11 protein-coding genes and 1 pseudogene are annotated in these 10,399 nt (G+C 73.0%); all 12 read left to right on the top strand.

The window, feature by feature from the left end:
• Positions 1-122: 122 nt before the first annotated feature.
• Positions 123-356, top strand: a pseudogene (locus ACFYTT_RS25870) (biotin carboxylase N-terminal domain-containing protein); the annotation flags it as partial.
• A gap of 20 nt (positions 357-376) precedes the next feature.
• Positions 377-1,144 carry an SRPBCC family protein gene (locus ACFYTT_RS25865; protein ID WP_176094408.1) on the top strand — a complete coding sequence of 256 codons (768 nt, stop codon included), beginning with the start codon at positions 377-379 and terminating at the stop codon, positions 1,142-1,144.
• Positions 1,137-1,535 (top strand): cupin domain-containing protein, encoded by a 399-nt coding sequence (locus ACFYTT_RS25860; RefSeq protein WP_387262940.1) that lies wholly within the window; start codon positions 1,137-1,139, stop codon positions 1,533-1,535. The genes ACFYTT_RS25865 and ACFYTT_RS25860 overlap by 8 nt, the downstream gene beginning before the upstream one ends.
• Positions 1,532-2,806, top strand: coding sequence for a beta-ketoacyl-[acyl-carrier-protein] synthase family protein (locus tag ACFYTT_RS25855; protein ID WP_387262936.1), 1,275 nt, complete (start codon positions 1,532-1,534; stop codon positions 2,804-2,806). Before ACFYTT_RS25860 ends, ACFYTT_RS25855 begins: the two co-directional genes overlap by 4 nt.
• Before the next feature lie 53 nt (positions 2,807-2,859).
• The gene (locus ACFYTT_RS25850; RefSeq protein WP_131054101.1) at positions 2,860-4,098 is read left to right on the top strand and encodes a beta-ketoacyl synthase N-terminal-like domain-containing protein; all 1,239 of its coding nucleotides are present in this window, start codon (positions 2,860-2,862) and stop codon (positions 4,096-4,098) included.
• A gap of 2 nt (positions 4,099-4,100) precedes the next feature.
• Complete coding sequence (locus tag ACFYTT_RS25845) at positions 4,101-4,445, top strand: antibiotic biosynthesis monooxygenase (RefSeq protein ID WP_131054096.1); 345 nt, start codon at positions 4,101-4,103, stop codon at positions 4,443-4,445.
• Between the two features lie 219 nt (positions 4,446-4,664).
• Entirely contained in the window at positions 4,665-4,847 is a 183-nt protein-coding gene (locus ACFYTT_RS25840; RefSeq protein WP_131054097.1) for a hypothetical protein, read from the top strand.
• A 421-nt stretch (positions 4,848-5,268) separates the two neighbouring features.
• On the top strand, positions 5,269-7,731 hold the full coding sequence (locus tag ACFYTT_RS25835) for a nitrate- and nitrite sensing domain-containing protein (protein ID WP_387262933.1): 2,463 nt from the start codon (positions 5,269-5,271) through the stop codon (positions 7,729-7,731).
• Entirely contained in the window at positions 7,721-8,146 is a 426-nt protein-coding gene (locus ACFYTT_RS25830) for a roadblock/LC7 domain-containing protein (RefSeq protein WP_131054135.1), read from the top strand. Before ACFYTT_RS25835 ends, ACFYTT_RS25830 begins: the two co-directional genes overlap by 11 nt.
• Before the next feature lie 17 nt (positions 8,147-8,163).
• Positions 8,164-8,577 (top strand): DUF742 domain-containing protein, encoded by a 414-nt coding sequence (locus ACFYTT_RS25825; protein WP_387262930.1) that lies wholly within the window; start codon positions 8,164-8,166, stop codon positions 8,575-8,577.
• Positions 8,561-9,151: an ATP/GTP-binding protein gene (locus tag ACFYTT_RS25820; protein WP_131054137.1), complete on the top strand. Its 591-nt coding sequence runs from the start codon at positions 8,561-8,563 to the stop codon at positions 9,149-9,151. Before ACFYTT_RS25825 ends, ACFYTT_RS25820 begins: the two co-directional genes overlap by 17 nt.
• A gap of 100 nt (positions 9,152-9,251) precedes the next feature.
• Positions 9,252-10,223 (top strand): glycine betaine ABC transporter substrate-binding protein, encoded by a 972-nt coding sequence (locus ACFYTT_RS25815; RefSeq protein WP_131054138.1) that lies wholly within the window; start codon positions 9,252-9,254, stop codon positions 10,221-10,223.
• Positions 10,224-10,399: the final 176 nt, after the last annotated feature.

Here is a 10,399-nt window from a genome sequence, read left to right as displayed (position 1 = left end):
TCGGACCCCGGCCCCCCCGGCCCGCCCCCCGGCTGGGGGGCGTCCCGGTCTCGGGGGGGGGGGGGGCGGGGGGGCGCCCCCGGGGGGGGGGGGGGGGGGGGCGCGCCGGGGGGGGGGGGGGGGGGCGGCGCCCCCCCCGCCGCAGCTATCTCAACGCGGCCGCCGTGGTGGAGGCGGCCCGCAAGGTCGGTGCGCAGGCGGTGCATCCCGGCTACGGCTTCCCTGGCACGCAACGCCCCGGTCCCGGTGTGCGGACCACCATCCCCTTCGTCCGGCGCGTCCTCGACGACGCCGACTTCGGCAAGGGGAGCTACTCCACCGGCCTGGTCGACCGGATGACCGCCGGACCCACCCCCGCCCATCCGAGGAGGAACCGATGACCGTCACCGATGGCCGCTCGCTGACCGCGGAGATCACCCACATCCTGGTGACCAACTGCGGGCTCGATCCCGACGCGGCCGCCCGCGCCCCGGCGGCCTCCCTGGAGGAACTGGGGATGGACTCGCTCGCGCTGCTCGAACTCTCCGCCGTGGTCGCCGACCGGTGGCGGGTGAGCATCCCGGAGCAGGCCGCCCAGCTCACCATCCCGGCCGTCGCCGAGTTGGTCGCCCAGCAGACCGACCCACCGGCCCCGGCCGCCGACCCGCCCGGGCACACCGAGAACAGCATCGTCATCGCCGCGCCGCTGGACCTGGTCTGGTCGGTCACCAACGACGTCGCCGGCTGGCCCGAGCTGTTCACCGAGTACGCCAGAGCCGAGATCCTCGGCCTGGACGGCGACACCGTACGGTTCCGGCTCACCATGCACCCCGACGAGAACGGGGTGGCCTGGAGTTGGATCAGCGAACGCACGCCCGACCCGGCGACCCGGCAGGTGCGGGCGCGGCGGGTGGAGACCGGACCCTTCGAGTACATGCGGATCCACTGGACCTACACCGAGGAGCCCGAGGGCGTCCGGATGACCTGGGTGCAGGACTTCGCGATGAAGCCGACCGCCCCGGTGGACAACGCCGGGATGACCGAGCGGATCAACACCAACAGCGTGGTGCAGCTCGCCGTGATCAAGGACCGGATCGAGCGGCTGGCACGGGAGCGGGCCGCCACGGTGGCGACCGCGTCGACGACCGGAGGCGACGATGAGTGATCTGGCACTGGTGGCCGCCCGGGACGTACCCGCCGACCGCCGTCGCGGCGGTGAGCTGCGCGTCCTGCTCGGCCCACGGACCGTCGGCAGCACCTCGGGGTTCATGGGCGTGGCCACCATGGGCCCGGGGGAGCAGATCGCCGAGCACTACCACCCGTACAGCGAGGAGTTCCTCTACGTCGCCCGCGGCACGATCACCGTCGACCTGGACGACGAGCCGGTGCTGCTGACCGCCGGTGAGGCGCTCTTCGTGGCCCGCAACGTCCGGCACCGGCTGCGTAACACCGGCGACGAGCCCGCCGAGGTGGTGTTCCACCTCGGTCCGCTGGCCCCCCGCCCGGAACTGGGCCACGTCGACACCGAGGTGGCCGACGAGCGGAACGGGTCGTGACCGGGCGGCGTACGGTGGTGACCGGGGTCGGCGTGGTCGCTCCCGGTGGCGTGACCCGGGACCGGTTCTGGAAGGGCATCACCGAGGGACGGACCGCGACCCGGCGGATCAGCTTCTTCGACCCGTCGCCGTTCCGCTCGCAGATCGCCGCCGAGTGCGACTTCGACCCGGACGCCGCCGGGCTGACCCCGGCGCAACGGCAGCGCGCCGACCGGTACGTGCAGTTCGCGCTCGCCTGCGCCGCCGAGGCGGTCGTCGACAGCGGGCTGGAGTTCACCGACGCCGAGCGGGACCGGACCGGCGTGGTGCTCGGCACCGCCGTCGGCGGCACCATGGCCCTGGAACAGGAGTACGTCACGGTCAGCGACAGCGGACGGCGGTGGCTGGTCGACGCGGCGCTCGGTGGCCCGTACCTCTATCCGGCCCTGGTGCCCAGCAGCCTGGCCGCCGACGTGGCCTGCCACCACGGCCTGCACGGCCCGGCGCAGGTCGTCTCCACCGGCTGCACCTCCGGCATCGACGCCATCGGGTACGCCCACCAGCTCATCGCCGACGGCGAGGCGGACATCGTGCTGGCCGGCGCCGCCGACTCGCCGATCTCCCCGGTCACCGTGGCCTCCTTCGACGCCATCAAGGCCACCAGCCCGGACAACGACGACCCGGCACACGCCTCGCGTCCCTTCGACGCCGACCGGCACGGCTTCGTGCTCGCCGAGGGGGCGGCGGTGCTGGTGCTGGAGGAGGCCACGCACGCCCAGCGGCGCGGCGCGCACGTCTACTGCGAGGTGGCCGGCTACGCCAGCCGCAGCAACGGCTACCACATGACCGGGCTGCGTCCGGACGGTGTGGAGATGGGCCTGGCCATCGCCGACGCGCTGCGGCAGGCGCGGCTCGCGCCGGAGGACGTCTCCTACATCAGCGCGCACGGCTCGGGCACGCGGCAGAACGACCGGCACGAGACCGCCGCGTTCAAGCGGGCGCTCGGACCGGCCGCGTACCGGGTGCCGATCAGCTCGATCAAGTCGATGGTCGGGCACTCGCTGGGCGCGATCGGCTCGATCGAGATGGCGGCGTGCGCGCTGGCCATCGAGTTCGGGGTGGTGCCGCCGACCGCCAACTGGACCACCCGCGACCCGGAGTGCGACCTGGACTACGTGCCCAACGAGGCACGGGAGGTGCCGGTGGACGTGGCGCTCTCGGTGGGCAGCGGCTTCGGCGGGTTCCAGTCGGCCATGCTGTTCCGTCGGCTCGGTCGGGAGGTGGCCCGGTGACCGCCCCCGCGTACGGCGGCACGACGACCGGCCGACCGTACGGCGACGGCACGGTGGCCCGCGCGGTGGTGACCGGCATCGGTGTGGTCGCGCCCAGCGGGGTGGGTGCCGACGCGCACTGGCGGACCGTGCTCGCCGGTCGGCGCCGCACCGGGCCGATCACCCTCTTCGACGCCGCCGGCTACCCGACCCGCCTCGGTGGCGAGGTGGCCGACTTCGACCCGTCCCGGTACGCCGACAACCGCGCCCTGGTGCAGACCGACCGGTGGACCCACCTCGGGTTCGCCGCCACCGGACTGGCGCTGGCCGACGCCGGGCTGCCCGAGCAGGCCCCCGACCCGTACGCGTGGGCGGTCACGTTGGCCAGTTCCTCCGGCGGCAACCTGTTCGGCCAGCGGGAGCTGCAACGGCTCTGGTCGTCGCCGAGCCGCACCGTCGGGGCGTACCAGTCGATCGCCTGGTTCTATGCGGCCAGCGTCGGGCAGCTCTCCATCCGGCACCAGGCCAAGGGTCCGTGCGGCGTGCTGGTGGCCGAGTCGGCCGGTGGCCTGGACAGCCTCGCCCACGCGGTCCGCACCGTACGACGGGGTGCCTCCGTGGTGCTCGCCGGGGCGACCGAGTGCCCGCTGAGCCCGTACGCGCTGGCCTGTCAGCTCCGGTCCGGCCTGCTCAGCGGCGAGACCGACCCGGAGCGGGCCTACCGGCCGTTCGACGCCGGAGCCAGCGGCTATCTGCCGGCCGAGGGCGGGGCGGTCTTCGTGGTGGAGGAGTGGGGTCACGCGGTGGCCCGGGGTGCCCGGATCTACGGCGAGGTGACCGGGTGGGGCGCGACCCACGACGCCGCGCACACCACCGCCGAGTCCGCCGGGGACCCGGGGCAGTACGCCCGTGCCATGCGGCTGGCCCTGGGGCGGGCCGGGGTGGAACCGGCCGAGGTGGACGTGGTGATCCCCGACGCGCTCGGGGTGCCCCGCTACGACCGGGCCGAGGCCGAGGCGCTGCGGTCGGTCTTCGGTGGACTCGCCCCGCCGGTGACCACCCACAAGTCGCTGACGGGGCGGGCGCACCAGGGCGGTTCGGCGCTGGACGTGGCCACCGCGCTGCTCGCCTTCGCGCACGACACGCTGCCCGCGTCGGCCGGCCCGGACACCGTGGCTCCCGGCTGTGACCTGGGCTTCCTGCGGGCGGCCCGGCGTCCGCGCAGCCGGTTGGCGCTGGTCTGCGCCCGAGGGTTCGACGGATTCAACAGCGCGCTGGTGCTGCGCGGCGCGCCGCCGAGCGGAACGGAGTAGTGATGACGTCAGGAGAGCGCGGGGACGGGACGGGCCCGCCGCGAGGCCGGGTGGTGTTCCTGGTCCGGGTCCCCGCCGACCGCACCGAGGACTTCCTGCGGGCGTACGAGGCGGTGCGCCATCTGGTCGCCGACGGGGTGCCGGGGCATCTGGTCGACCAGGTGTGCCGCTCGGCGACCGATCCGGAGCAGTGGCTGATCACCAGCGAGTGGGTCAGTCTGGCCGACTTCGAGGCGTGGGAGCGCAGCCCCGAGCACCGTGACCTGGTCCGGCCGATGCGGGAGTGCTTCACCGACGCCCGCTCGTTGCGGTTCCAGGTGTACGCACAGACTCCGGTCCCGGCCTGAGCGGACACCCCGGATCGTACGTTCGGTCACCTGGTGTGTACCGCGAGTGGGCACACGGACCTGATCCTGCCCGCTGAAGGGGGCATCGACAATCCCGCCAGTCGCCCTTTCTCCTTGAGCCATTTGCATCTGGCAATGCGCGTTCCGGCTGCCGTACGGTTCCCGCAGCACTGGCGAGACACGTTGTCCTCGCGTCGACACAGGACGGTGGCGATTCACATGACGGGCCCGCTGTACCTCCCGACCGAGTCGAGTCGGCCCGTACCCGCCGACCCGTTCGGACGTCCCGTCGGCGAGTGGCGACCGGAGCGGGTTCGCGGTGGCCGTGCCGAGGGCGCGGGCGGGGAGTCGACCTCGCCGCCCGTCGGTCCGGCGGTGGGAGCGGTCCCGGCCGGCGAGTGAGGCCCGCCTGGCGAGAGATCCCGCCGACGACCACCTCACACCGGCGACCGTCCACATCGGCTCGTCGACGTTCGCGTGCCACCGCCGTGGGAGCGCTTCACCGGCTCCGGCAGTGGTGACGTAACGGATTACGGCGTACCCGGCCGGGTCGGCGAGGGTGGTTCCTCCGATGCCGACGATCCGGGACTCGTTCGGTCTCCGCACACTTCACAATGCCCGAAACCGGGGTCGGTCGTTTGGTCCGCCGACGCTGCCCGAAAGGGCAGAACCCAAGCTCTCCGGCCGTGACGAATCCGCCGGAGGGTTGTGGGCGGCCGGGTATGCCGGGATATTGCTGTGATCAATCCCCCTGATGCCTCACACCGGCCTGCGTGGCCTTGTCGGTGATTGGAGACCGCGTGTCCACACAGGTTCCCGACCGATGCGCCCTGCCGGCGTGCGACCACAGGCCGGCGCGGGCGCCGAGGAGTCTGTGGTGACAGGCGGCAGCATCCGCAGTCGGCTCGCCGCCATCATCGCCCTGCCGGTGGCGGCCGTGCTGCTCCTGCTCGGCTACGTGACGGTCGTCGAGGTGTCGTCGTACCAGGCCGTCCGCAAGGCCAGCGAGTCGGTCTCGCTCGCCCTCCAGGTGCAGGACCTGACCCAGGAGTTGCAGGTCGAGCGTGGCATCAGCGCCGCGCTGCTCGGTGGCAACGAGGGCTTCCGCAACGAGGTCGCCCCGGCCCGCGAGCGGGTGGACGAGCGTCGCCGGGCGGTCGAGGAGGCGATCTCCGACGGACCGGTGGCCGACCGGGTCGGCGCCGCACTGCGGGAACTCGACGGACTCGACGTGGTGCGGTCCGCCACCGACAGCGGCAGCGCCGGCCGGGCCGCGACCTTCGACTTCTTCACCGAACGCATCGCCGCCCTGAACCGCCTCGACTACGACCTGGACCAGGCCGAGGACCCGCAACTGCAACGGCACGTGGCGACCCTGACCGCGTTGAGCCGGATCAAGGAGAGCACCGCCCAGCAGCGCGCGTTCCTCAACGGGGTCTTCTCCGCCGGTGGTTTCGCCGACGGCGAGTTCCTCCAGTTCGCCGAGATGCGCGCGGCCCGCGACACGGCGCTGGCCGACTTCGAGGAGCGGGCCACCCCGAGCCAGCGGGCCGCCAACGACTGGGTGCTGGACACCGGCGCCGCCCGGGTGGCCGGCTTCTTCGAGCAGGTCGCGCTCGACTCCGCCGACGGCCGTCGGGTGCAGGTCAACCCGCAGGCGTGGTGGTCGGCCCTGACCACCGTGCTGGACGGCATGCGCCACATGCAGGAGTACGTCGGCGCGGAGATCGAGGCGCGGGCCGCGGAACGGCAGGGCGAGTCGACCCAGCGTCTCTTCGTGCTCGGCGCGTTGGTGACGTTCTTCCTCGCCGGTGCGGTGGGTCTGCTGGTGCTCGCCTCCCGGTCGATCACCAGGCCGTTGGCGAAGCTGGCCGCCGAGGCGCGTGACCTCGCGGCCAACCGGCTGCCCGTCGCCGTGCGGCAGCTCCAGGACGGCACCGAGGAGAGCGAACCCCGGGCACCGGACCCGGTCCAGGTGCCGGCCCGCTCCAGCACCGAGGTCCGCTCGGTGGCCGGTGCCCTCGACCAGGTCCAGGCGGTGGCCTTCCGCCTCGCCACCGAGCAGGCGGTGCTGCGTCGCAGCACCACCGAGTCGCTGGCCAACCTGGGCCGACGCAACCAGAACCTGCTCCGCCGTCAGCTCAGCTTCATCACCAAGCTCGAACGGGAGGAGACCGACCCGGCCGGGCTGGCCAACCTCTTCGAACTGGACCACCTCGCCACCCGCATGCGCCGGAACGCGGAGAGCCTGCTGGTCCTGGTGGGGGCCGGCGGTCCCCGCCAGTGGACCCGCCCACTCGCGATCGCCGACGTGATCCGGGCCGCCATCTCCGAGGTCGAGGAGTACCGGCGGGTGCAGATCCGCCGCATCGACGACGCCTGGGTGGTCGGCGCCAACGTCAGCGCGGTCGCCCACATGCTCGCCGAGCTGGTCGAGAACGGGCTGACCTTCTCGCCGCCGGACTCCGACGTGGAGATCCAGGGCCGGCGCAGCGGGCAGGGCTACCTCGTGGCCATCACCGACCAGGGCATCGGCATGTCGCCCGAGGACATGGCCGAGGCCAACGCCCGCCTGCGTGGTGAGGTCGACTACGTCTCGGCCCCGACCCGCTACCTCGGCCACCACGTGGTCGGTCAACTCGCCCGCGACCTGGGCATCGACGTCCAGCTCGCGCCCTCCCCGGTGACCGGGGTGACCGCCCGGGTGATGCTGCCGGCCACCGTGTTGACCAACCGGAACGCGATCGCCCCGGACGACGGAGCGGACGGGGTCGGCACCACGCAGGCGGCCATCACGGTCACCTCCAGCACCTCCCGGTCCGCCGCCGAACCGGCCGCGCCGCCGGTCCTGCCGTCGGTGCCCGTCGCGCGTCCGACGCCGGCCGTCGGTATCGCCGGGGTCAACCCGCGGACCGCCATCGACGCGCCGCCGTCCGCGTCCCACGTCGCGCCCGCCGTGCCGCGCGGGCACGACCGGCCCGTCGCCGGTCGGCCGCCCACCATCGCCGGTGAGGTGTCCGCCGTCGGCCCGGTGGAGGAGCGCACCACCAACGGGCTGCGCAAACGCCTGCCCCGTGAGCGGCGCGTCACGGCGCCCGCACCGGCCGCCGACCCGGTCGCGTCCGCACCGCGTCCGGCCGCCATGGACGACTCGCCGATGGAGATCCGGAACCGGTTGACCGCGCTGCGGGCCGGGACGCTCCGCAGCCAGGGCGACCGGCCGACACCACCGACCCGGTCCAGCGACGACACCACGACCGAGCCTTGGGGGGCCCGTGAAGGTTGACATCCAGAGCGATCCACACCAGTTGAACTGGCTGCTGGCGAACTTCGTCCGGCAGACGGACGGGGTGCGCGACGCGGTCGCCGTCTCGTCCGACGGGTTGCTCATCGCCGTCTCCACCGGACTCAACCGGGGTGCCGGCGACCAGCTCGCCGCGATCGTGTCCAGCATGGCCAGTCTGGCCCGGACCGCCTCCCGCAAGTACGACTTCGACGGCCTCAAACTCATCATGATCGAGATGAGGCGCGGCTTCCTGCTGGTGTCGGCGATCAGCGACGGCAGCTGCCTGGGGGTGCTCGCCGACGGCGACTGCGACCTGGGCCTGGTCGGCTACGAGATCTCGCTGCTGGCCGACCGGTTCGGCACCATGCTGACACCGGCGTTGATCTCCGAGTCGAGACGAGTGCTGCCCCGGTGAGCGGTGCCGGACCGCGGTTGCCCGACCCGCGGATGATCCCGTACTGGAGCGCGGCACCGGCACCGGTCGGCCCGGCTCCCGAGCCGCCGCTGCCCGCTCCGGAGTCGTCCGACGCGGAGGCGGTACGCCCGTTCCTGCTCACCGGCGGACGTACCCGCCCGGTCCAGGACGGGCTGCGGGTGGAGACGCTGCTCTCCGCCCAACCGGCGGCACTCTCCGCGCCGCTGCGTTTCGAGGCCCGTCGGATCGTCGAGTTGTGCCAGCGGCCGATCACCGTGGCCGACCTGGCGGTGGCGCTGCGGGTGCCGCTCGGCGTCACCCGGGTGCTGGTGGCAGATCTGCTCAGCGAGGGCTACCTGCGCCGTGAGGAACAGGGCGAGCTCTCCGTCGCCATGATCGAGAGGATCAGGGACCGTGTCCGCGCTCTCTAGCCAGCCGCCCACACCCACCGCGGTCAAGATCGTGGTGAGCGGGGGGTTCGGCGTCGGCAAGACCACCTTCGTCGGTGCGGTGTCGGAGATCGAGCCGCTCGTCACCGAGGCCGACCTGACCGAGGTCTCGGTGGGGGTCGACGACACCTCGGTGGTGGCCGGCAAGACCACCACCACCGTGGCCCTGGACTTCGGCCGGATCAGTCTCGACGAGTCCCTGCTGATGTATTTGTTCGGCACGCCCGGACAGGACCGGTTCGCCTTCCTCTGGGACGACCTGGTGGACGGCGCGCTGGGCGCGGTCGTGCTGATCGACACCCGGCGGATCGAGGACTGCTTCCCGGCCATCGACTACTTCGAGGACCACCACATCCCGTTCCTGCTGGCCGTCAACACGTTCGAGGCGACCCGCCGCTTCGCGCTGGCCGAGGTGCGGGAGGCGCTCGGCGTCGCGGACGACGTGGTGCTGGTGGAGTGCGACGCGCGTCAGCGGGAGTCGGTCAAGCAGGTGCTCGTCGCGCTCACCGAGGTGGTGCTGGCGCAACGCCTCGCGCGGGCCGGCGTCGGTCGCTGACCAGCGGACGGCAGCACCCCTGCGGCACGGCACCCCGGCGGCACCGCAGCCCCTCCGGCACCTCGGCCGGGCGCAACGACGAAGAGGAGAAGAGGCAGCGATGCAGAGATCAGGGTGGACCAGGGCGGTGGCCCTCGCCTGCGTGGCCGCACTGGCACTGACCGGCTGCGCGGCCGACATCCAGCCCCGGATCGCGCCGCCGGGGCCGCCGGAGCGGACCGAGTGCGGCACGCTGACGCTGGCCAACCTGCCGTGGATCGGGTACGAGGCGAACCTCGCGGTGATCGGCTACCTGGCCAAGAACCGGCTCAACTGCACGGTGGTGGTCAAGGACCTCACGGCGGAGGAGGCCTGGGAGGAGGTCGCCGCCGGCAGCACCGACGTCATCCTGGAGAACTGGGGCCGCGAGGGCCTGAAGAAGAAGTACATCGACGAGGAACGCAAGGCCGTCGAGCACGGCATGACCGGCAACCAGGGCGTCGTCGGCTGGTACGTGACGCCGTGGCTGGTCGAGCAGCACCCGAACATCACCAACTGGCGGAACCTCAACGACTACGCCTACCTGTTCCGGACGCCCACCTCCGGCGGTCGGGGTGTCCTGCTCAACGGCGACCCGTCGTACGAGACCAACGACCGGGCGTTGATCCGCAACCTGAAGCTGAACTACACGGTCACCACCGTGGGCAGCGAGGACAAGCTCATCGAGGCGTTCCGGGAGGCGGAGCGCGACCGTCGGCCGGCGATCGGCTACTTCTACGCGCCGCAGTGGTTCCTCGCCGAGGTCGACCTGGTGCACGTCAAGCTGCCGCCCTACACGCCGGGCTGTGACGTGGACCCGGAGAAGGTGGCCTGCGACTACCAGCCCTACGACCTCGACAAGATCGCCAACCGGGAGTTCGCCGAGTCCGGCAACCCGGCCGCCGACCTGGTCAAGAACTTCCAGTGGACCAACGCCCACCAGAACGAGGTGGCCCGCTACCTCACGGTCGACGAGTTGTCCCACGACGAGGCGGCCAAGAAGTGGCTCGACGCCAACCCGGACGTCTGGCAGGACTGGCTGCCCGCCGACTGAGTCGGCCCACCCGGCGGAACGCGTCCCGCTCCGCCGCCGGACACCCGGTCGAGGGGGGGGGCCCGGGCCCCCCGCCCCCCCCCCCCCCCCGGCGGCCGGGGGGGGGCCGGGGGGGGGCGGGCGGCCCCGGGGAACCCCCCCCCGGGCGGGGCGCGCGCCCCGCGGCCCGCCCCCCC

The sequence above is a fragment of the Micromonospora sp. NPDC003816 genome (genome assembly GCF_042874705.1).
GTDB lineage: Bacteria > Actinomycetota > Actinomycetes > Mycobacteriales > Micromonosporaceae > Micromonospora.
The sequence above is the reverse complement of the archived record's forward strand: the minus strand, read 5'-3'. Positions and strand labels throughout refer to the sequence as shown.